Below are 21,917 nucleotides of genomic sequence, written 5' to 3' on the forward strand. Positions count from 1 at the left end.
TTCATAAATTGTTTTCCCTCTTATGATATGCTAAAGTTAATTTGGTATAGTTATAGGAGGGATTTTTTTGGATGCTACGCAGGTGTATTCCTTGTTCTTGAATTATCTGGCCCACGAGCGACAGTATTCCCAGCTGACGATTCGAGCGTATAAAGAAGACATTGATAATTTTGCGACTTTTTTACAAGAAACCGGAGAAGATAATTTTTTCGAAGTAAATGTTCAAGATGCCCGGATTTATTTGGGCTACTTAACTGATCGAAAATATAGCCGGAATTCTATTTCAAGAAAAATATCAAGTTTGCGCGCTTTTTATCAATTCTTATTGAAAAATGAAATCGTTTTTGAGAATCCCTTTTCTTACTTGAATATGAAAAAGCGTGGTTTGCGCTTGCCTAATTTCTTTTATTCTGAAGAAATGGAAAAATTATTTGAGTCTGTGAAAGGTGTGGAACCCTTAGATTATCGGAATGAAGCGCTACTGGAAGTTTTGTACGGAACGGGTATTCGGGTAAGCGAGTGCAAGAATATTCAGTTAGAAGATATCGATTTTGAATTGAGTGTCCTGCTAGTACACGGTAAGGGCAATAAAGAACGCTATGTTCCTTTTGGACATTATGCGGCATTAGCACTGGCGGATTATATGGAAAAAAGCCGCGATGTGCTGATGCGAAAATATAAAAAAGAGCATACGTATTTATTTGTTAACCATCATGGAGATCCCATCACAGTGGCGGGCATTCAATACGCTTTAACTCAAGTGATCAAGAAGAGTAGTCTGACGGCATCCATTCATCCCCACATGCTCAGACATACTTTTGCAACACATTTGTTGAATAATGGGGCGGACATGCGGACGGTGCAAGAATTGCTGGGACATGCAAGCTTGTCTTCCACGCAAATTTATGCACATGTGACCAAAGAGCATTTACAAAAAGATTATAAAAAGTATCATCCAAGAAGTTAACTGGAGGAATTACAATGACAGAATTTCATTCAACAACGATTCTCGGAATCAAACACAATGGCAAAACAGCTATGGCTGGTGACGGGCAAGTAACGATGGGCGAACAGGTCATCATGAAAGGCACGGCAAAAAAGGTTAGACGGATTTACAATAATGAAGTTTTGGTCGGTTTTGCAGGAAGTGTAGCGGATGCCTTTACACTGGAAGAAAAATTTGAAGGCTATTTGAATCAATACAAGGGCAATTTGATGCGTGCAGCTGTGGAGTTGGCACAAGAATGGCGTTCAGATAAAATGATGCAGAAACTTGAAGCATTGTTGATCGTGATGAATCAAGACGATATGTTGCTCGTTTCGGGGAATGGGGAAGTCATCCAGCCAGATGATGGCATTTTAGCTATCGGTTCGGGTGGAAACTTTGCTTTATCAGCCGCGCGTGCATTAAAGAAACACGGTAAGGATCTATCAGCAGCACAAATTGCACAAGATAGTTTGACCATTGCAGCGGATATCTGCGTTTATACTAATCACAATATAATTGTGGAAGAACTTTAAGAGGTGGAAAATATGTATACAAATGATGATTTAACTCCAAAAGAAATCGTAGAACGATTAGATAAGTTTATTGTCGGACAAAATGGCGCTAAAAGATCGGTTGCAATTGCTTTACGGAATCGTTACCGTCGTTTGAAATTATCTGAAGAGATGCAAAAAGAAATCACGCCTAAAAATATTTTAATGATCGGGGCAACAGGTGTTGGGAAAACAGAAATTGCTCGTCGGTTAGCAGAAATCGTTCAAGCTCCTTTTGCAAAAGTGGAGGCCACAAAATTTACAGAAGTTGGGTACATTGGCCGTGACGTAGAATCAATGGTGCGTGATTTGACAGAAACGGGGATCCGCATTGTTAGAGAACAGCAACATGCGTCTGTCCGTCCCAGAGCAGAAAGAATAGCAATCGAGCGGGTAGCGAAAGCTCTTGCTCCCGGTTTGAAAAAAGAAAAGAAAGCCAACACGAATAATCCTTTCGAGTCCATGTTCCAAAATATGGGAGTGAACCCGAATCAATTTGGTGGACAACAAGAAGAAGAGGAAGAAGAAGTTACTTCAGAAATTTCTACCAAACGGGAAGAATTAGAAGACCAAATCCGAAAAGGCAGACTGGATGCACGCGAGGTGACTATCAAAATAGAGGAGACAAAACGGTCAGCTCCCAATCCGATGAATGCGGGCATGGAACAAATGGGGATCGACTTAAGCGAGACCCTGGGTGCATTGACACCCAAGAAAAAAGTGAAACGGACAGTTTCCGTAAAAGAAGCCGTCGAAATCTTCACAGAAGAAGAAGCTGAGAAATTAGTTAATACGGAAGATGTGAATGCGGACGCTATCAACTTAGTTCAAAATAGTGGGATCATTTTCATTGACGAAATCGATAAAATCTCATCCAAAGGCAACCAGTCTGGAGAAGTTTCCAGAGAAGGAGTCCAGCGCGATATTTTACCCATCGTAGAAGGAAGTGCCGTCAATACGAAATATGGTGTAGTGAATACGGATCATATTCTTTTCATCGGTTCAGGTGCATTCCACATGTCTAAACCGAGTGATTTGATTCCCGAATTGCAGGGACGTTTCCCCATTCGTGTTGAATTAGATGATTTGACAAAAGAAGATTTCGTGAAAATTTTAACAGAACCCAAAAATGCTTTAGTTAAACAATACAAAGAAATGATCGGCACTGAAAATGTGGATGTGATTTTCACAATGGATGCCGTTGAACGTATTGCAGAGATCGCCTATGAAGTAAACGAAGAAACGGATAATATAGGTGCCAGAAGACTGCACACTATTTTAGAACGTTTACTGGAAGACCTCTTGTTTGAAGCGCCTGACATGCAGATGGGCGAAGTCCGCATCACGCAAAAATATGTGGATGATAAAATTGGCCATATCGTTGCAGATAAAGATTTGAGCCGCTATATCTTATAAACAAAACCAAGGAGGCGAACAAATGTTCTGTACCCTGAAAAATGGCACTTTAGAGATTAAAATCAATTCAAAAGGTGCCGAACTGAAAAGTTTAGTCAAAGATGGGATCGAATACCTCTGGCAGGGGGATCCTGTTTTTTGGAAACGTTCTGCTCCCGTATTGTTTCCTATCGTAGGGAAGCTGACAGATGATGTGTATCGACATGAAGGAGAGACCTATTCGCTTACACAACATGGGTTCGCACGCGATAACGACTTTGCATTGATACAGGAGTCGGCTGACCGGCTCGTATTTGAGTTAAAAGAATCCACAGAGACGTTGAAACACTTTCCATTTAACTTTGTACTGCGTATCACGTATACGCTGACCCAAGCCTCGATCGACGTGAAATATGAAGTAGTCAATACAGATAAAAAAACACTGTACTTTTCTATCGGTGCGCATCCAGCTTTCAATATCCCTTTGGATAGAGAATTGACTTTTGAAGATTACGCCGTTGAAATCGACCCGAAACTGAAGCGTACAGTCCTGCCTCTGAAAGGACCACATGTAGACCCGAAAGCGAGCCACCAAGTCGACTGGTCAACGAGGCCCTTGCCTCTTAAGCGTTCCTTGTTTGATCAAGATGCGCTGATTGTTGAAAATGACCTGGAGACGATGCAGACGTATCGGTTGGTTTCTACTAAAGATACAAAAGCAGTTGCGGTTTCTTTTAAGGGATTACCGTATACCGGCATCTGGTCTCTACCTGGAAAAGAAGCGCCTTTTGTCTGTATCGAACCATGGGCAGGGATTGCGGATACGGTAGCGTTTGACGGAACGCTAAAAGAGAAAAAAGGGATCCAGTCCCTATTTCCTCAAGACACATATAATATGCAGTACACGATCACGTTGACTTGATCACTTTTAAGTGTGAAGAAGAAAAAGTGACCAGTCGGCATGTCAACTGTTCTATATAAAAAGAGTAGTGCATTCATCGGATTTCACAGATGAAAGCGCTACTCTTTTATTTTCTAAGGAGATGTAAATGCTCGCTATGCCAACTTTCGGGTCACAAGGTTTTGCAGTATTGAAATATGGATGAAGCTTTTTCCCCCATATGGTTGCAGAGCGAGATCCCACGTTGTATCGAGTGTTTTTCGTTTGAGTCCTTAGCTACAGTTACTCTTTTTTCTTGGGTGCACCGAGTCCGAGGCCAAAAGATATCCGACTTTCTTCTCCATTGAAAATGCGTTTGATGTTTTCCGTATGCCTGATGAGGACAATAAACATCAATAGGAAGACGACGAAGCTGAACAACCAATCTTGGTATAGCAACGATGCAAAAGCAGCGAGGATCAAGGATAACACACTAGCCAGACTGACCATGCTACTGAGGTATAAGATAATAAAGAAGACGACAAGCATGATCAGGACAAAACTTGGCTGATAGGCAATAGCAACTCCTGCACTAGTTGCAACAGCTTTTCCTCCTTTAAAACCGGCAAATAAGGGGAATACATGGCCGATGATGGCTGCCAGACCTATGAGCATCGGATTGATAGAACTCCCTACCATTAGTGGCAACAAGGCAGCCAGAGTACCTTTTAGAAAGTCTGCAAAGAAAACGATGAATCCCGCTTTTTTACCTAAGACTCTAAATGTGTTGGTGGTGCCTGAATTTCCACTTCCGAATTTGCGAATATCTTTTTTATAAAATGCTTTTCCGATCCACACCCCTGAAGGGATGGAACCGAGTAAATAGGCGATAATGACCAGGATGACTGTTTCCACGAAATAGACCCCTCTTTCTCTTATTCTAGTTTTAGCTGTATTAGTTTACCATGGATTTGGGGAAAGAATCAATTCCACTTTAAAATCGAACATACTTTCGCTTTTTTGGAAAAATAAAATTTAACTTATTGAAATTTCATGCTATGATAAGTAGGAAATGATTTTTTAAGTAGTGTTGAGGACTTGGTAAAAAGAGTTCTGAACATTTTCTTTCTGTTCTCTTTTAAATTCGGGTAGAGAACACTATTCAGTGTAAGGAGTATGATAATAATGAAAGAACAAACAGGCTATAACGATTCGTCTATTCAGGTTCTAGAAGGGCTAGAAGCTGTCAGGAAAAGGCCAGGAATGTACATTGGATCAACTGATTCAAGAGGATTGCATCATTTGGTATATGAAATTGTGGACAATGCCGTGGACGAAGCTTTGTCTGGATTTGGAGATGAAATCCAGGTGAAGATCCATGCTGATAATAGCATCAGTGTAAAAGATAATGGACGGGGGATGCCTGTTGGAATGCATAGCTCAGGTATTCCAACGGTTCAAGTTATTTTCACTGTATTACATGCAGGGGGAAAATTTGGACAACAAGGCGGTTATAAGACCTCTGGTGGCTTGCATGGCGTTGGAGCAAGTGTGGTCAATGCATTGTCTGAATGGTTGATTGTTACGATCGTCAGAGATGGATTCAAATATGTGCAAAAGTTCGCAAAAGGTGGAAAGCCTAAAGGCGGAATAAAAAAAGAGAAAACGACTGAAAAGAAAAATGGAACGATTGTACACTTTAAACCGGATACAGATGTATTCTCCACGATCGATTTTTCATATGAAATTTTATCAGAGCGTTTACGTGAATCGGCTTTCTTACTGAAAGGTGTAAAAATCACACTTACAGATGAGCGTTCTGGCGAAGGTGAAGAATTCCACTATGAAGAAGGAATTAAAGAGTTTGTTCATTATTTAAATGAAGGTAAAGATACCTTGACCCCCATAACGTATTTTGAAGGAAGCATCAATGAGATCGAAGTGGAATGTTCTTTCCAATACAATGATGGTTATTCTGAAAATATTTTGTCGTTTGTCAATAACGTTCGAACACGAGATGGTGGAACACACGAAGCGGGAATGAAATCGGCCATTACGAAAACCTTTAACGAGTATGCACGTGGGGTAAACTTATTAAAAGACAAAGATAAAAACTTGGAAGGTACCGATGTACGCGAAGGGATCGCCCTTGTTTTATCTATTCGGATACCAGAACAATTGTTGCAGTTTGAAGGCCAGACAAAGAGCAAATTGGGCACACCAGAAGCTCGGCAAGCAGTCGAGGCGGTCATCAGCGAACAATTGAGCTTTTATTTGGCAGAAAGTGGAGAATTGAGTCAACAAATTGTGCGAAAAGCTGTTAAAGCAAGAGAAGCAAGAGAAGCAGCTCGAAAAGCAAAAGAAGAAAGTCGGAATGGGAAAAAGCGCAAGAAAAACGATGCGCTGCTTTCCGGAAAGCTCACACCGGCTCAAGGGAAAAATCCTAAACGAAATGAACTGTATCTAGTGGAGGGAGATTCTGCTGGGGGTTCGGCCAAGCAAGGACGGGACCGTAAGTTCCAAGCGATTTTACCTTTACGCGGGAAAGTGATCAACACAGAAAAAGCGAATTTACAAGATATTTTAAAAAACGAAGAGATCAACACAATGATCCATACAATTGGCGCAGGTGTTGGACCAGAATTTAATATAAAAGACTGTAACTACGAAAAAGTTGTCATCATGACAGATGCGGATACGGATGGTGCCCACATTCAGGTGTTGTTGCTCACCTTCTTTTACCGTTACATGAAACCATTGATTGAAGCAGGTAAAATTTATTTGGCACTTCCACCTTTGTACAAGTTATCTAAAGGCAAAGGCAAAAAAGAGAAAATCGAATATGCCTGGACAGATGAAGAGTTAGAAAAAATCCAAAAAGATTTTGGAAGCAATTATATTTTACAGCGCTATAAAGGGTTAGGTGAAATGAACGCGGATCAGTTATGGGACACAACCATGAATCCCGAAAGTCGGACGCTTATTCGTGTAACGATCGATGATGTTGCTCAAGCCGAAAGGCGCGTTTCTGTCTTGATGGGAAGTAAAGTAGAACCCCGCAGAAAATGGATCGAAAGTCATGTGGAGTTCACTTTAGCCGAGGGTGGCAGCATTTTGGAAAATAAACGTGTCTTAGAAGATTCGTATCATGATGAAACTGAACAAGAGGAAGTGATGATGGATGGAGAATAGAGCAGAAATTCAGGAATTAACGCTTGAGGAAGTAATGGGGGACCGTTTCGGACGGTATTCAAAATACATTATCCAAGAAAGAGCTTTGCCGGATATTCGCGATGGCTTAAAACCAGTTCAACGACGTATTCTGTATGCAATGAACGTCGAAGGCAATACTAGTGAGAAAGGCTTTAGAAAATCGGCCAAAACAGTTGGGAATGTAATCGGGAACTATCATCCTCATGGAGACAGTAGTGTCTACGAAGCGATGGTTCGTATGAGTCAAGATTGGAAGATGAAGCAACCCTTAGTCGAAATGCACGGAAATAATGGGAGTATGGATGGCGATTCTCCGGCAGCTATGCGTTATACAGAAGCACGTTTAGCTAAAATTTCGAGTGAATTAGTCAAAGACATCGACAAAGAAACGGTCGATTTCGTTTTAAACTTTGATGACACGACCCATGAACCCGTTGTCTTGCCTGCAAATTATCCTAACCTATTGATCAATGGAGCTACAGGGATCTCTGCTGGTTATGCAACGGATATTCCGCCACATAACTTAGCGGAGGTCATCGATGCTACCGTTCACTTAATTGATCATCCTAAAGCCACTACAGAAGATCTGATGAATTATGTAAAAGGACCTGACTTTCCTACCGGTGGTATTATCCAAGGCTTAAAAGGTCTTCAAAATGCATACGAAACAGGTAAAGGGAAAATAGTTGTGCGTTGTCAATCAACGATTGAAACGCTTCGAGGAGGCAAACAACAGATCGTTGTTACCGAAGTACCCTATGAATTAAACAAGGCATCTTTAGTCAGAAAGTTAGACGAGGTCCGGGTGAATAAAAAAATCGATGGGATAGCGGAAGTACGAGATGAATCAGACCGTTCTGGACTGCGTGTAGTGATCGAATTGAAAAAAGAGTCAAATGCTGAGGGAATTTTAACTTACTTGTTAAAAAATACTGACTTACAAGTATCGTATAACTTCAACATGGTCGCTATTTCTGACAAAAGACCGGAACAAGTGGGCTTAAGAAAAATTTTAGAAGCCTATATTAAATTCAAAAAAGAAGTCGTGACAAAACGCACACAATTTGAATTGATGAAAGCTCGTCGTAGACAGCATATTGTTGAAGGGTTGATCAAAGCAATTTCCATACTGGACGAAGTCATTGCTACGATCCGTCAAAGTAAAAATAAGCAGGATGCAAAAGAAAACATCATCCGCTCGTATGATTTCACAGAAGTTCAAGCCGAAGCAATCGTTTCTTTGCAATTGTATCGGTTGACAAATACCGACATCACTCAATTGCAACAAGAGTCAAACGAACTCAGCAAGAAAGTCGAAGAAATGTTAGCTATCTTGAATGATGTAAAAATACTAAATAAGTTAATGAAAAAAGAATTGAATAACGTGAAGAAAAATTATGCAGTAGAACGAATGACAGAAATCGAAAAAGAAATCGAAGAATTGAATGTAGACACAGAAGTCTTGATCACTCAAGAAGATACAATCGTTTCTGTCACGAAAGAAGGCTATATCAAGCGCACGAGCTTACGTTCTTATGGAGCTTCTTCACCTGAAGAAATCGGTGTCAAAGAGAGCGATCACCCACTCTTTGTGAAACAACTAACGACACTTGATCAAATGATCATTTTTACAAATAAAGGAAATGTGATCAATCGCCCCGTCCACGAAATCCCAGATGTTCGTTGGAAAGATATGGGACACCACTTATCGCAATCCATTCGGTTAGCTCCCGATGAAAAAGTAATTGCTGCTTATGGGCTTACAGAATTTTTAGATAAAAATCGGTTTGTATTTGTGACTAAGAATGGGTATATCAAGCAGACCGTCGCAGCAGAATTCGAACCAAAAAGAAGTTACAAGAAAAAATCGTTTACGGCTATGAAATTGAAAAATAAAGCAGACGAAGTCGTTCGTGTGATTTATCTGGAAGATAAACAGGAACCAGATATTTTCCTTATCAGTAACCGTGGTTTTGGATTGAGATACACCATGAGCGAGGTCCCTATAGTAGGAGCCAAAGCTGCTGGTGTAAAATCGATGAACCTTAAACCAGGCGACTTTGTGGTCAATGGTGTGACCATTTATCCAGAAGATTCACGAACGGATATTTTGATCGTGACGCATAGAGGCGCCGTGAAGAAAATGAATATTCAAGATTTTAGTCCATTATCTAGAGCGCAGAGAGGGTTACTCGTGCTCAGACAATTGAAGACAAAATCGCACCAAGTAACTTTAATGAAAAAAGTTGCAGCCGATGAAACATATACGATCGTGACCGATAAAGATAAAAAGTTTGAAATAGATGTAAACAATTATAGTTCCGTAGACCGGTATAACAATGGATCCTTCGTGTTAGACGAAAAAGAAGATGGACAGCCAATTGAATTGATTCCGCTTCGAGTAGTCTTTGATCCAATAGATGAAAAAAAAGAATAAGTGAACGAAAAAGAAGAGGTTGGGACAAAAGTCCCAGCCTCTAATCATTTCTCAAACTTTACTTTCTAAAACGTTCAGACCCGAATAGAGCTCCGCATACTGTATCCGTGAGGTGGAGGTCGGGTTTGAACGTTTTTTGTCGCACTCTCTTCTTCTCTGTACTAACATATGAATCTATCTGTACTATAATACAAGAGGTCGTATGGTAACTTATATGGCTGTAAAGTGAAATGTTAACAAAAAATTCACAAATTACAAATGCACTATTTCACAACATGAAAGCTTTGTTTAACAACGTTTTATAGGCTTGTTTACAATTTGGAATAACTTTGTTATGAAATGAACTTGTGCAAACAAGGCTCATGTGTTATATTGAACTTGTAAAAACTGTTATAGTCAATAACATTTAGGAGGGCTTATCAATTATGGAACAAGTTAAAGGTATAGAACAATTAGAAGCTTATTGGGAAGGGTTCAAAGGTACTGTTTGGAAAAGCGAGATCGACGTACGCGACTTTATCCAAAAAAACTTTACTCAATATGAAGGTAAAGAAGAATTTTTAGCAGATGCGACAGAAGCTACTAAAGAATTATGGAGTCAAGTGATGGACTTAAATGTAAAGGAAACAGAAGCTGGCGGAGTCTTAGATATGGACACAAAAGTTGTTTCTACAATTACTTCTCATGGCCCTGGTTACTTAAATAAAGAAAAAGAACAAATAGTTGGATTCCAAACAGAAAAACCGTTCAAACGTTCATTGCAACCTTTTGGCGGTATTCGCATGAGTGAACTTTCTGCTGAAGCGTATGGTTTTGAAATCGATCCTGAAGTTTCTCACATTTTCAGAGATTACCGTAAAACGCATAACCAAGGTGTATTCGATGCTTATACAAAAGAAATGCGTGACGCAAGAAGAGCAGGAATCATTACGGGTTTACCTGATGCTTATGGACGTGGAAGAATCATCGGAGACTATCGTCGTATCGCACTTTATGGAATCGATTATTTAATCGAAGAAAAAATGATGGACAAAGACAATACTGGACATGGAACAATGTCAGAAGACGTTATTCGTGCACGTGAAGAATTAAGCGAACAAATGGTAGCCTTAAAAGAATTGAAAGAATTAGGAAATATTTATGGATTCGATCTTGCTAGACCTGCTCAAACTGCTCGCGAAGCTTTCCAATGGTTATACATGGGTTACTTAGCTGCAGTTAAACAACAAAACGGAGCAGCTATGTCTTTGGGAAGAACCTCTACTTTCTTAGATATTTATATCGAACGTGATTTGAAAAACGGTACGTTGACAGAAGAAGAAGCACAAGAAATCGTGGATCACTTCATCATGAAATTGCGTTTAGTAAAATTTTCACGTACACCTGAATACAATGAATTATTCTCTGGTGATCCAACATGGGTAACAGAAGTAATTGGTGGAGTTGGACATGACGGTCGTCACATGGTCACAAAGAACAGTTACCGTTTCTTACACACTCTAACAAACTTAGGACCCGCTCCAGAACCTAACCTAACAGTCTTATGGTCAGAAAGATTACCGGAAAACTTCAAGGAATACTGTGCAAAAGTATCTATTGAATCCAGTGCGATCCAATATGAAAATGATGATCTTATGCGTCCAGAATGGGGCGACGATTATGGTATTGCCTGTTGTGTATCTGCTATGCCTATTGGAAAACAAATGCAATTCTTTGGTGCACGTGCCAATTTAGCTAAAGCTTTACTTTATGCTATCAATGGTGGTGTAGATGAAAAAACTAGAAAACAAGTTTCACCGAAATATCAACCGATCACTTCTGAATATTTAGACTATGATGAAGTCATGGAAAAATATGACCTTGTTCTAGAATGGTTATCCGGTTTATATCTCAATACATTAAATATTATTCATTACATGCACGATAAATATAGTTATGAAAGTGTTGAAATGGCTCTTCATGATAGTGAAGTCGTCCGTACTATGGCTACTGGTATTGCTGGATTTTCTGTTACTGCTGACTCATTGTCTGCAATCAAACATGCAAAAGTTAAAGTTATCCGCGATGAACAGGGTATAGCCGTTGACTTTGAAATCGAAGGAGAGTATCCAAAATATGGTAACAATGATGATCGCGTAGATCAAATCGCTATCGACTTATTGAAATCATTCATTTCTAAAGTGAAAAAACACCCAACTTATAGAGGTGCAACGCATACAACATCTATTTTAACAATCACTTCAAACGTTGTGTATGGTAAGAAAACAGGAAATACACCTGACGGACGTCGTGCTGGTGTTCCATTTGCTCCAGGAGCAAACCCATTACATGGACGTGACACACATGGTGCGTTAGCAAGTTTGAAATCTGTAGCAAAAATTCCTTACCGTTACTCTTTAGATGGGATTTCAAATACTTTCTCAGTTGTACCAAAAGCTTTAGGTAAAGAAGAAACTGTTCAAAAACAAAACTTAGCTAAAATGCTTGATGCATACGTAAGCTTAGATGGACATCACTTAAATGTTAATGTCATGAACAGAGAAACTTTGCTTGATGCAATGGATCATCCTGAAGAGTATCCGCAGTTAACAATTCGTGTATCTGGTTATGCTGTAAACTTCGTTAAATTAACAAGAGAACAACAGCAAGATGTCATTAACCGCACATTCCACAGTAGCATGTAATTAAACAAATATCAGAGGGAATAAGGTCTGTTCTTATTCCCTTTTTTATAAAAGTACGAAATAAAAAATAAAATTGATTTTGTGTTTTTATAAGAAAACGAGATGATAAAGGAGAGTATAAAGATGACGAAGCAAAATATTGGTTATGTTCATTCAACTGAAAGTTTTGGTACGGTAGACGGGCCCGGAATTCGGTTTATCGCTTTTATGCAAGGGTGTAGAATGCGCTGCGAATTTTGTCATAACCCAGACACGTGGAATATGGGTGGAGGAACACCCTATACACCAGAAGAAATGTTTAAAGAAGCAATGGAATACCAGCCGTTTTGGGGAACCGATGGGGGGATCACTGTCAGTGGTGGAGAACCTTTATTGCATATCGATTTTTTAATTGATTTATTTAAACTAGCGAAAGCAGAGGGTATCCATACAGCACTTGATACGTGTGGCCAACCATTTTCTTACGACGAACCTTTCTTTGGACGCTTTGAAGAGTTGATGAAATACACAGATCTTGTTTTAATGGATATCAAGCATATTGATGATGAATTTCACAAAAAATATACAATGCATTCTAATAAGAGTATCTTACAAATGGCTGAATATTTGGCTAATCAAAATATACCCATGTGGCTACGCCATGTATTAGTACCAGAGCGCTCAGATACTGACGAAGCTTTAACACGGTTAAGTGAATTTATTGAAAAATTAAGTAGTGTCGAAAAAGTAGAGGTTCTGCCTTACCATAAGCTAGGAATATATAAATATGAAGCATTGGGCATTCCGTATAAACTAAAAGATATCGATCCACCGACGCAAGAAAGAATTGATAATGCAAATCGTATTTTAAAAGTTGATAAATATACAACTATGAAATAACAAATTGGAACTATTATCAATAAAGAATAGCGAAATATAAACAAAAAGAGCAATTTGTATTGCTCTTTTTGTTTATATTACTTATTATGAAAGGAGAGACTTTGCATGAATATTCTTATTGACGAAAGGGAGAGAGTGTATGGACCCACATAAAATGTTTTCTAATCGCACATTAAACTATTTTTTAGAGCTATCAGATACAATGAACTACACCAAAGCTGCTGAAAAACTAGGAATCACCCAGCCGGCATTAACGCAACAAATCAAAAAACTAGAAAAAATTACAGGAGCCCCGTTGTTTTACACTACAGGCAAAAAAATGCACTTAACAGAAGTGGGGAAGTCCGTGTTAAGAATGACACACGGAATCTATACCATTTTGGAGAGTACCTCTGAAGAGATCCAAAAAACCACGAGCGCAAAACAGGGAAGCATTAAAATAGGACTGTTGTCTTCATTAGAGGATAAAATTTTTACTGACTTAATTATTCAACATAAAAAGATTTCTCCGGAAATTCAAATTAGTCTTTATATGCTTACGCGGGAAGAAATATGGAATAAACTGGAAAATAATTTCTTGGATTTAGCTATCATGTATTTACCGGATTATACAATTAAGAATTGGAATGCCTATGGAATCAAAGAAATAGCTGAAGATGAGTTGTTATTTATCCATGGCAAAGAAGAATGGACAAATAAGAAAACTATCGAAATTGAGGAGACAGCAGCTGAAGTATGGACACTTTACCCAGATACATATTATATAAATGATTGGTTAAAAAAAGAATTTCATAAACATATGCTCGATATGCCAACCGTCTCAGCTTATTTATCTACACCGACTCAATTATATCAATATAGTCAGAAAACTAATTCGGTAACAGCTTTACCAAAGTCTTTTGTTGATGCGAACCATCTTCAAGATTCTTTGTCAGCTTTTTCATTTGCTGATCCTATTTTCTTTAAATTAGCTTTTGTTTACCGCAAAGACAAGGTGCTCATTCCACGTATAGAAGCATTTCTGGATTTTTTTGAAGTCTATAATGAAGAACAAGATTATTTTAAACGGCTGAACAATATAGAATGATTTTGTTTGCCAATCAACCCATATTCACTTATACTAGTTTATGAAAATGTATAGAGAAAAGTAGAGGAGAGTTAATCTAATGAGTAAAATTCTTGTTTTTGGACACAAAAGTCCAGATACCGATGCTGTAACTTCAGCAATTTCTTTCGCTTATCTGCAAAATCAGCTAGGGAAAGAAGCTGAGGCAGTAGTTCTAGGAGAAATTGGAGCAGAAACACACTTTGCTTTAAATCACTTTGAAACAGAAGCTCCGCGTTCTGTTCAAACTGTCGCAAATGAGACAAACGAAGTAATGCTGGTCGATCACAACGAATTTCAACAAAGCGTAGATGATATTGAAAAAGTGACTATTTTGTCTGTAGTCGATCATCATCGAATTTCCAATTTTCAAACAAAGGATCCAGTTTATTACCGTGCTGAACCAGTCGGTTGTACAAACACGATCATTCACAGTATTTATAAAGAGAACAATGTTTCCATTCCCAAAAACATTGCTGGCTTGATGTTATCCGCAATTATTTCAGATACTTTACTATTTAAATCTCCGACCTGTACAGAACGGGATAAAGAAGCAGCAAAAGAATTAGCTGAAATCGCAGGAACAGAAATTGATAGTTATGGCTTAGATATGTTAAAGGCAGGTACAAATGTGATTTCTAAAGCAGCTGAAGAGATCCTTGAGGGAGACGCAAAAACATTTCCAATGGGTGACTATTCCGTACGAATTGGTCAGGTCAACGTAGTAGATCAAAGTGACGTGTTAAATCGCAAGGAAGAATTATTGGAAACTATGAAAACCATATCTGTAAAAGATAAATACGATTTGTATGTACTGGTGATAACAAACATTCTAGAGAGTGATTCTGTGGCTTTAGTTTATGGTGAACCAACGGAAGCAGTTGAAAATGCTTTTAATCAATCGATAAACAATGGCGAAATCAATTTGCCAGGTATAATGTCTAGAAAAAAACAAGTTGTACCACAATTGACAAAATTTTTAGAAAAATAATATAGTGGGACTTAAAAAAACGAACTGTTAAAATCCAGTTCGTTTTTTTGATTTATATAGAAAGGATCCATTTAATTCAATTTTGATTTACAGCGGATAGATAAGATGACTGAAATTGATTCAAATTGAACAAAGAGGGAGTTTAATTCAGTTAATCTACTTTGTATAATATATATTATGTAAACCTAAAGAATGTTTTTTCCTTAAGTGTCGCTTTTGTTGCTCACTTACCTTTTTCGCTGATTTTTATAGCTATTTTAGCAATCTTTTTTATTTATTTATCTTATTATTGATCATTTCCTGCTTTTTTGTTCTTATCTAGTGTCTAAGATTGGTTTGTTTACGATCGTACAGTTGGATATACTGTTTCCTCTACATTAACATGGACAAGAGTGTTTCACTTCGTTAAATCATATGGAAAATTTTTGCAACTATCTGTATTTCATACTATTTATTGCTACAAATTGTTCATTTAGTGGTTTATTTTAACTTTTAACCATAATTAATCTGAAATTTTAACTTTTTCGCTTAAATAATAAAATTTGATGAATCCAATAGAAATTTCATTTTTTTAGTGAAAATCTGACGATTAATAACAAACGATCTATTAATCTGAATAGATCGTTTGTTATGTTAAATTGCTTAAGGCTACGAAATCACTACAATTAGAATCCCATATCTACAGTTTCGTAGACTTTATTGATGTTTTCTTGGGTGATCCCGATGTAACGCAATGTGACGGCTTGAGATGAATGCTGAAAAATGGTTTGCAGCAAACTAATGTCGATCCCTTGTTTATAGGACCAGTATCCAAATGTCTTTCTGAGGGAATGTGCACTCAATGGTCTGATACCGATCATATCCCCTGCATGTGAAATGATTCGATGAGCTTGCATGCGTTGGATAGGTTGTTTGGGATTTTTATTAGAATAAAAAATATAATCCTCTGATTTTAACCCTTCAGTTTTTATATACAACTTGATCGACTGACGAAGTTTTGGATGTAAGAATAATATTTTCTTTTTCTTTGTTTTCTTTTCTTGTACCCAAACGAATTCTTGTTTATGTAAATCTTTGACTTTGAAAGAAAGAATATCACTGATCCGTAATCCCGTACGCAATCCAAACTCCAACAGAAGTCGATTTTTTGAGGTCAGCGGATAAACTTCCATCAAATGTTTTATTTGCTTTTTTTGTTGGATTGGATATGTAAAATTCATTTTGATTGACTCCTTCGACATGATGCTAAAATTTAATTACTTGTGAATGATTGAACTTTCACTGCTGTTTGCAAGGTGCTCTCTGAAATGACCTGTTTTATCTGTTGAGAACGCTTGCTAGCCTTAATTCATGTATTACGAGTCTTTACTATACCATTTTAACCGTTGCTATAGCAATGTTTTGCAGGATACACAATTGGAATTGTGTATCTTTAATAAACTTAATATAAGCACTCTCTGTCTCGTGGATTCTAAGACGATTTCAAATGTGTTGACGAGTCAATGTCCGTGAAATCGTCTGTAACCGTTTCGGATTTTTTGAAGAAAAAAATAGAATAAAAAAAGCCTCGATTTCGAGGCATGGATCAAGAAAGTATAGGAAAAGACTATTTTAAAATTAAAGAATTTGGAATTTTTTATTTCATGGGGCCCTTTCAACAAAAGGAGGTGTTGTCCCTCTTCTCTCCTCCCCCCCTTCTCCTCTCGTGTTCAAAAAATCTAAGGATGGGGCATATCGAATAGCATAGATCATACATAGGAAACCTCATAATGTATCATAAGGTTCAGGTTGAGTTCCATCTATATCTTTGAAACCATATTCTTTTCCCAATTCAGCAGCGATCAATATTTTTCCTGTTTTTAACATTAGTTTTTCATCAGCAGCTAAGTTGGCTATTGCTCTTCCAACGAATTGGGAGGACTCTTTTTTAGCATTCGGGTTTTTTTTATTTTTGTTATCGTCAATGTAACCAGGATACAATGAAACACAAGCAATATTATGTGGTTTTAGTTCGACGGCCATATCCATGGACATTTTGTCAACAGATGCTTTTGCGACACCATAAATAACATTACCATAATATTTTCGACTTGCATAAAATGAAATATTAACAATTAAACCCTGTTTTCTTTTAACCATCAATTCTGAGGCGAAAAAACTAGCAACATAATTTGAACGAACACCAACAGTATTCATCTCATCCCATAATTCCAACGGTTGTTTCCAGAAAACTTCTTTCCATTTAAAACCTTTGTACTTTTTTCTGTTACGTAAACGATGATAACCACCCCAAGCATTATTTACTAAAATGTCTAGTTTTCCTTCTTTTTCTTTGATACGCTCGAAGACTCTTTTTACTTCCTCATCATTTTCATGATTGCATACTACGGCAATGCCCTTTCCGCCTGCGGAAGTAATACCTTTAACATCATTATCCGTAATACTTCTTCCGGTAACATATACCGTTGCACCAGCCTCGCCTAAACCTAGTGCAATTCCCTTCCCAACATTTCGGGTTCCGCCGGTAACAAGGGCTATTTTTCCTTCAAGTGGTTTCATATTCTCATCTCCCGTACTAATTACAAGTTGTATTCGGTTTTCTATCTTATATCAAATTGGGTATTTTTTTGCATGAATAACTCATTTGAGGCAAATAGATAACGGGATGGGGCTGTTATTATGTGATTTATCTACCTATCGGGTTATAATTAAGTAGAATCTGCGTTGAGGAGGTCGATTAAACTAATGAAAAAATCTATCTTACATACCATTCCAATCAACAAACTGATAGAGTCTTCTATTTTGAGCTATCAAAAAGAGAGAAGATTTCCTTCTGAAAAGCTTAAAACTGTTTCAATCTGGAAAAAATTATGGAATGAAAGACAATTAAAAAAAATACTGAACAAGCTGCTTGATGAACAAAAACCTTATGTACCTGAATTAAGAGAGTATTTTGAGGCTCCTTTTAATTCTTCCTCCTCTGCAGTAAAGGAGGTAAAGTCGCTTCTTATCCAAGCTCTACAGAAAATGGATACAAGAAAGCTATTATTCGATCAGCCCTTCTTGTACTATTTTATCACGCAAGGCTACATGGATGTGGCTGAGGAGTTTCTCCACCGTGCGAAAAAAGAAGATTCTCATTTGAGTAGTGAAGAAATTTTCCAGGCTTTACGCAACGTTTGGATCATGAATAGTCTCCAACTATATTGGAATAATCCTCTCAGCCTAACTGCACCTATGTATGCCTACAGTATGTTGTACCCATACACAGATAATCTTCTCGATGATTCCAATGTAAATGATCGTACAAAGCAGGTATTCAATTATAGATTGGGCAAAGTGTTGACCGGAGAAACTGTTTCTTCTAATCAGATCACTGAGAAAAGGATTTTTTCATTAGTTGAAGAAATTAGATGCCACTATCCTATCAAGACCAATCCTGAAGTTATGGAAAGTGTTCAATTGATTCATAAAGCCCAAGTTGAAAGTTTGCTGCAAGGAAAAGATGAGCCTCTTACTGAAAGAGAAATTTTAACAATCAGTTTTTACAAAGGTGGCACTTCTGTTTTAGCAGATGCTTATTTAATAAAAGGCACACTAACTAAAGAAGAAATGCAATTTGCTTTTCAATATGGAGTTTTTTTACAATTGCTAGATGATTTGCAGGATAAAAAAGAGGACGAAGAAAATCATAGTCAGACACTTTTTAGCACAAAGCGCACACAGGAGTCTATTGATAGAGAAATAAGAAGTCTTATCTCTTATATTTATTTTGTGAACTCTGAAAATGGATTGGATAAGCAAAATACAATACTCATGAAACAGGTCATTAGTCAATGTACACTCCTAGTGGTTGTGGAAGCGATCGGGAAAAATCCCGATATTGTTACCCGATCGATGTACAAAGAGCTGGAATCGTATTCAAAAGTCAGACTAAAATTTTACAAAGAGTTGGAAAATAAAATGAAAGAATTTTTGGAACAATAACAATATATCAAAAAAGAAAAAATTGCCTCTTTCTCCCCCGCCCCTCTACCTTTTGAAAGGGGGGTCAATTTTTAAAGTGACTACCCCAAAGCGTGGAAATTGATATAGGCTGATCCTAATACATTTATTTTTAGGATCAGTCTACCAACACCTGCTTAACTGCTCTAAATACACGATTTTTATTCACGCAAGCTTAGACCAAATCCCTGCACCTTCTATTTTTCAAAGAAAACATCCAACAAATTGATACCGCCTGATCCGTGTTCTGTGAGACGATTAAGAAGAAGGTAAAAGCGATTAAACAAGTATTGAGCACCATCATTATTGAATTACTGCTATTTTAACAGCAATAGAAAGATTCTTTACTCAACTACTTTAACAAAAGATATCTGCATATATGTTTTCACCTGATGTGATGGCATGTATGCAGATATCTTTTGTTATTCTATTCCATTTACACTACGAATCATATAAGTGTTATCTCCATAGATCTAAATGATAAAAAGCGATGCATTTCTCTTTATTAACTATTACTGATAGAATAATCTCTTCTAGCTATCATCATAATCGTTGTATCTTTATACAAGAACTCTTTGGTTATAACACTATTTCAAACAGATATTAACGGCAATAGCAAGGAGCTAACGAGTTGAATAAAATTGTTTGAATATCTTGCAAATAGCTAAATCCAGATACAGCTGCAGTGTTTCTTTATCTTGACCAGCAGATATTCTCAAATCCCATAAGCCAGATTCTAATTGTTCGTCAATAAGCCATTGCAGTCCTTTTTTGATAGTAGGCTCCTGTGGTGAAAAACCTAACAACGACAGAGAATCTAAAACCGATATCAAGTCAGAGTAACAAAATGGGTAAACAAATTGTGTCCAATATTTTTTGTCTTGTCTATCAGGATACTTGTCCCTTTTGAAAATATAAGTGCTCACTAATTCTCCTGCTTCTTTAACTTCTGGTCGTTCTCTGAATAAAGGATGGATCGAAAATGCACGCAATACAACACTAGTGACCATATAAGATGAAGGTTGGTTGATATCAGGTTCGATTGTTTCATGATAGTTGTATGTAACATCTATATTATGATTTCTTGTTCTAAAAGGGAGTGCCCATCCACCATCGGTTTGACGATATTTTACTAACCAATCTAGTGCCCTAATGATCCGAACATCATCTGTGTACCCTGCTTTAATGAGCATTTCAGCAATGCCTGCTGTATAATTCGGTGTGTATTGTTTATCGTATATCCCACGAAAATCTCCCTGGGCTGTTTGGACTGAAAAAAAATATTCTGCTGTTTTTTTAATTACCGCATGAGATCGATCAAGGCTATACATATCCACTAACTTTGCAAAATTACGATAGGTCTGGTATTGATTTAAGTTATCCCTGTTCGTGTTCTCTCGGGCTTGAGGATAAATCCAGTACCCTTCCATCTGCTGTTTTTTTATGAGTTTTAGTACTTCTTTTGAGGCCCAGCATGACTCGAAATCGACTTCCTCATCGAACAAATCAGCATGAACTTTTAATTGTATACAGTTATTGTCATTCTCTAACAATGGTGGGAGCGGGTTATAGTTTAAGGGGCGTAACCAAGTTTGATTTACTCTATCATTCATAATCATCCTCCTTAAGTATTGGTTTATTTAGCGAATAATAAATCAGCCTATCATTTTGGAAATACGTAATACCATTCAATTCTACACTAAAAAAGCAGCTATTATGATAACAGATGCTTTTCTACAGTTGTTCAATTCAACATGGACGGTATCCCGACAACGATAGTACTATCTAGCTCACAGATTTTCTAACTTATTTCAAAAAAGTAATCATCTAATTTGGTTTAATATACAGTTGGATTGTTGTATTCGATTTTCAGCAATTCGAAAGTAAACCAAGTAAAATCACCTTCAGCTAATTTCCAAGTGATTGTTCCCTTAGTAGGCACTTTGATTCCTTCAAATGGTTTATAATCACTTACTGAAATCGACCACGTTTCTATTCTGAATTCACCATTAAAATCACCGTATCGTTCGGCCTCGAACCTGATTACCTCCCCCTTCTGATTAAAGGTAAATATTCCGGAGGCAGCTATCCCTCCATAAGTCATTGTAGCTTTTGCATTATTTTCATCTATTTTCTTCCAACTGATATACTTATTTAATACAGCTGAAGGCACCCATACTGTTTCTGCAAGATATCTGAGCAAAGTTCCTTGGTCGATTTCTTCTCCCTTTGAATCTGTAAGAGTGAACAAGGACAACGGTTTGATCAACATACTCCCTCTTCCGTTCAGATATTTATCTCTGCCAGCAATGTGTACAAAAGGAAATGGTTTAATGCTTGCACTCCATATAAAGCCTGGTTTACTCGCTGTAATGTATTGTTCAGCGTCTACTGGCATCCACGGACCATCGACATCCAATTTCATTTTGGCTTGTTGTTTTAAACGGGCAGAAACTATATTTTCTTTTCCAATAATACCACTGTATTTGAGCCATCTTTTTACACTGCTGGGTAAATCCATGAGATCTTCTTCCAATACAGTTTCACGGTGATCATCAAGATTATCAAAAAGCAGTTCAACTTCTGTTTTTACATTTCGTTTAAAAAGAGTATGACCTATTATGGAGCTCGTAATAATACCGACCAGCAATACAACCACACCAAGTAACATACGTTTCAGCAATGACATGATTTTAACCTCCATTCAAGAGTAAACTAAGTAGGAAGTATTCTATTAAAGTGAACTTACAGAGATGGTTTCGGATAATTATTAGTTTAAATGAGGAAAT

General features: G+C 37.5%; 16 protein-coding genes. 11 read left to right on the plus strand and 5 right to left on the minus strand.

Going from position 1 to position 21,917, the window contains the following annotated elements; translation table 11 throughout:
• The first annotated feature begins 67 nt into the window (after positions 1-67).
• The 4 genes from xerC to H626_RS0105320 are packed head-to-tail and all read left to right on the plus strand — an operon-like array spanning position 68 to position 3,856.
• Positions 68-967: a tyrosine recombinase XerC gene (gene xerC, locus H626_RS0105305; protein WP_035618707.1), complete on the plus strand. Its 900-nt coding sequence runs from the start codon at positions 68-70 to the stop codon at positions 965-967.
• Between the two features lie 14 nt (positions 968-981).
• A complete protein-coding gene (gene hslV, locus H626_RS0105310; RefSeq protein ID WP_035618711.1) occupies positions 982-1,521 on the plus strand; it encodes an ATP-dependent protease subunit HslV in 540 nt (179 codons plus the stop codon).
• Positions 1,522-1,533: 12 nt separating this feature from the next.
• Positions 1,534-2,955 carry an ATP-dependent protease ATPase subunit HslU gene (hslU, locus tag H626_RS0105315; RefSeq protein WP_027108422.1) on the plus strand — a complete coding sequence of 474 codons (1,422 nt, stop codon included), beginning with the start codon at positions 1,534-1,536 and terminating at the stop codon, positions 2,953-2,955.
• Positions 2,956-2,977: 22 nt separating this feature from the next.
• Positions 2,978-3,856, plus strand: a complete 879-nt coding sequence (locus tag H626_RS0105320; protein ID WP_027108423.1) for an aldose 1-epimerase family protein — start codon at positions 2,978-2,980, stop codon at positions 3,854-3,856.
• 261 nt (positions 3,857-4,117) lie between these two features.
• Here the strand turns inward: H626_RS0105320 and plsY are convergent, their stop codons facing one another.
• A complete protein-coding gene (plsY, locus tag H626_RS0105325) occupies positions 4,118-4,729 on the minus strand; it encodes a glycerol-3-phosphate 1-O-acyltransferase PlsY (RefSeq protein ID WP_027108424.1) in 612 nt (203 codons plus the stop codon).
• Positions 4,730-4,990: 261 nt separating this feature from the next.
• Here plsY and parE point away from each other — a divergent pair, with 261 nt between their 5' ends.
• The 6 genes from parE to H626_RS0105355 all read left to right on the plus strand — a co-directional run bounded on the left by parE (position 4,991) and on the right by H626_RS0105355 (position 15,123).
• Positions 4,991-7,006, plus strand: coding sequence for a DNA topoisomerase IV subunit B (gene parE / locus H626_RS0105330; RefSeq protein ID WP_027108425.1), 2,016 nt, complete (start codon positions 4,991-4,993; stop codon positions 7,004-7,006).
• Positions 6,996-9,464, plus strand: a complete 2,469-nt coding sequence (parC, locus tag H626_RS0105335; protein WP_027108426.1) for a DNA topoisomerase IV subunit A — start codon at positions 6,996-6,998, stop codon at positions 9,462-9,464. Before parE ends, parC begins: the two co-directional genes overlap by 11 nt.
• A gap of 425 nt (positions 9,465-9,889) precedes the next feature.
• The gene (pflB, locus tag H626_RS0105340) at positions 9,890-12,148 is read left to right on the plus strand and encodes a formate C-acetyltransferase (RefSeq protein ID WP_156883247.1); all 2,259 of its coding nucleotides are present in this window, start codon (positions 9,890-9,892) and stop codon (positions 12,146-12,148) included.
• Positions 12,149-12,271: 123 nt separating this feature from the next.
• Complete coding sequence (pflA, locus tag H626_RS0105345; protein WP_027108428.1) at positions 12,272-13,027, plus strand: pyruvate formate-lyase-activating protein; 756 nt, start codon at positions 12,272-12,274, stop codon at positions 13,025-13,027.
• Between the two features lie 139 nt (positions 13,028-13,166).
• Positions 13,167-14,114 (plus strand): LysR family transcriptional regulator, encoded by a 948-nt coding sequence (locus tag H626_RS0105350; protein WP_027108429.1) that lies wholly within the window; start codon positions 13,167-13,169, stop codon positions 14,112-14,114.
• Between the two features lie 79 nt (positions 14,115-14,193).
• On the plus strand, positions 14,194-15,123 hold the full coding sequence (locus H626_RS0105355) for a manganese-dependent inorganic pyrophosphatase (RefSeq protein ID WP_027108430.1): 930 nt from the start codon (positions 14,194-14,196) through the stop codon (positions 15,121-15,123).
• Between the two features lie 665 nt (positions 15,124-15,788).
• Here the strand turns inward: H626_RS0105355 and H626_RS0105360 are convergent.
• Both H626_RS0105360 and H626_RS0105365 read right to left on the minus strand, forming a co-directional pair.
• Positions 15,789-16,343, minus strand: a complete 555-nt coding sequence (locus H626_RS0105360) for a tyrosine-type recombinase/integrase (protein WP_027108431.1) — start codon at positions 16,341-16,343, stop codon at positions 15,789-15,791.
• Between the two features lie 544 nt (positions 16,344-16,887).
• The gene (locus H626_RS0105365; RefSeq protein ID WP_027108432.1) at positions 16,888-17,682 is read right to left on the minus strand and encodes an SDR family NAD(P)-dependent oxidoreductase; all 795 of its coding nucleotides are present in this window, start codon (positions 17,680-17,682) and stop codon (positions 16,888-16,890) included.
• A gap of 186 nt (positions 17,683-17,868) precedes the next feature.
• Here H626_RS0105365 and H626_RS0105370 point away from each other — a divergent pair, with 186 nt between their 5' ends.
• Positions 17,869-19,110: a class 1 isoprenoid biosynthesis enzyme gene (locus tag H626_RS0105370; RefSeq protein WP_027108433.1), complete on the plus strand. Its 1,242-nt coding sequence runs from the start codon at positions 17,869-17,871 to the stop codon at positions 19,108-19,110.
• A 641-nt stretch (positions 19,111-19,751) separates the two neighbouring features.
• Here the strand turns inward: H626_RS0105370 and H626_RS0105375 are convergent.
• Positions 19,752-20,741 carry a prenyltransferase/squalene oxidase repeat-containing protein gene (locus tag H626_RS0105375; RefSeq protein ID WP_027108434.1) on the minus strand — a complete coding sequence of 330 codons (990 nt, stop codon included), beginning with the start codon at positions 20,739-20,741 and terminating at the stop codon, positions 19,752-19,754.
• A gap of 224 nt (positions 20,742-20,965) precedes the next feature.
• Positions 20,966-21,817 (minus strand): DUF6544 family protein, encoded by an 852-nt coding sequence (locus H626_RS0105380; protein WP_051237853.1) that lies wholly within the window; start codon positions 21,815-21,817, stop codon positions 20,966-20,968.
• Positions 21,818-21,917: the final 100 nt, after the last annotated feature.

Origin of the sequence: Lacticigenium naphthae DSM 19658 (assembly GCF_000425865.1) — a bacterium.
Classification (GTDB): Bacteria; Bacillota; Bacilli; order Lactobacillales; family Carnobacteriaceae_A; genus Lacticigenium; species Lacticigenium naphthae.

Excerpts from the sequence above, each read along its gene's own strand:
- hslV (WP_035618711.1), top strand. The coding sequence starts at position 982 with ATGACAGAATTTCATTCAACAACGATTCTCGGAATCAAACACAATGGC.
- hslU (WP_027108422.1), top strand. The coding sequence starts at position 1,534 with ATGTATACAAATGATGATTTAACTCCAAAAGAAATCGTAGAACGATTA.
- H626_RS0105320 (WP_027108423.1), top strand. The coding sequence starts at position 2,978 with ATGTTCTGTACCCTGAAAAATGGCACTTTAGAGATTAAAATCAATTCA.
- parE (WP_027108425.1), top strand. The coding sequence starts at position 4,991 with ATGATAATAATGAAAGAACAAACAGGCTATAACGATTCGTCTATTCAG.
- parC (WP_027108426.1), top strand. The coding sequence starts at position 6,996 with ATGGAGAATAGAGCAGAAATTCAGGAATTAACGCTTGAGGAAGTAATG.
- pflB (WP_156883247.1), top strand. The coding sequence starts at position 9,890 with ATGGAACAAGTTAAAGGTATAGAACAATTAGAAGCTTATTGGGAAGGG.
- pflA (WP_027108428.1), top strand. The coding sequence starts at position 12,272 with ATGACGAAGCAAAATATTGGTTATGTTCATTCAACTGAAAGTTTTGGT.
- H626_RS0105350 (WP_027108429.1), top strand. The coding sequence starts at position 13,167 with ATGGACCCACATAAAATGTTTTCTAATCGCACATTAAACTATTTTTTA.
- H626_RS0105355 (WP_027108430.1), top strand. The coding sequence starts at position 14,194 with ATGAGTAAAATTCTTGTTTTTGGACACAAAAGTCCAGATACCGATGCT.
- H626_RS0105360 (WP_027108431.1), bottom strand. The coding sequence starts at position 16,343 with ATGAATTTTACATATCCAATCCAACAAAAAAAGCAAATAAAACATTTG.
- H626_RS0105365 (WP_027108432.1), bottom strand. The coding sequence starts at position 17,682 with ATGAAACCACTTGAAGGAAAAATAGCCCTTGTTACCGGCGGAACCCGA.
- H626_RS0105370 (WP_027108433.1), top strand. The coding sequence starts at position 17,869 with ATGAAAAAATCTATCTTACATACCATTCCAATCAACAAACTGATAGAG.
- H626_RS0105375 (WP_027108434.1), bottom strand. The coding sequence starts at position 20,741 with ATGAATGATAGAGTAAATCAAACTTGGTTACGCCCCTTAAACTATAAC.
- H626_RS0105380 (WP_051237853.1), bottom strand. The coding sequence starts at position 21,817 with ATGTCATTGCTGAAACGTATGTTACTTGGTGTGGTTGTATTGCTGGTC.